General features: G+C 46.8%; 1 protein-coding gene. It reads left to right on the forward strand.

Going from position 1 to position 647, the window contains the following annotated elements:
* Positions 1-174: 174 nt before the first annotated feature.
* Positions 175-647 (forward strand): hypothetical protein (locus PO605_RS30890; RefSeq protein WP_272207358.1); only part of this gene is annotated, 473 nt, incomplete at its 3' end.

The raw sequence follows: 647 nt of genomic DNA on the forward strand, positions 1-647 counted from the left end.
TTCGACGGCCATATGCGGCAACCCACTCAACCGGATCGATCCCACCGGGCTGTACCAGGAGGACATGCACTACTACATTGAGAGACAAGCCAACTCTAATCGGGAAAAATTTCTTGGAGGGCTCGTTGGGCAAGAAGAAAAATATCCAGGCGTCTGCTTACCCAGTAGCATCATATGCAAACCAGTATAAAAATTAAATCACTGACATTCATCTTGGCAATTTTATCTTCCGGACTCTCCCAAGGCATGACTTGGGAAGAATGGGCGGAAAGTCGCCATCCTCCCAGCGACAAAGGTCCATTGCCAGATGGCTGCAGTCCCGTCAAATATCGAGGTGGCTTTCATCCTATTGTTGAGTATGTCAGAGGGAGGGGGAATCACTGTGTAGTTCACGACTTTGTACAAAGAAAATTAAGAGATTTCATTAATGGCAGAGTACGCGGGTCACCAACAGACGAGGCTGGTCAGGGCAGTGTAATTAGTTTCTCGGAAGACAGCCATTCCAACATTGATCTAAGGAAACATCTTATATCTGGCAAGCCGTTTGAAAATACCCGCGGCATAGGCATTAATAGCAAATCACTGACTCACTTGGCAGTTCACAACGGAAAAATCGAAACGCCCGGTCCACTAGGTATTGGAATAGA

Source organism: Delftia sp. DT-2 (assembly GCF_028401915.1).
In the GTDB taxonomy this organism is placed as follows: domain Bacteria; phylum Pseudomonadota; class Gammaproteobacteria; order Burkholderiales; family Burkholderiaceae_C; genus Comamonas; species Comamonas tsuruhatensis.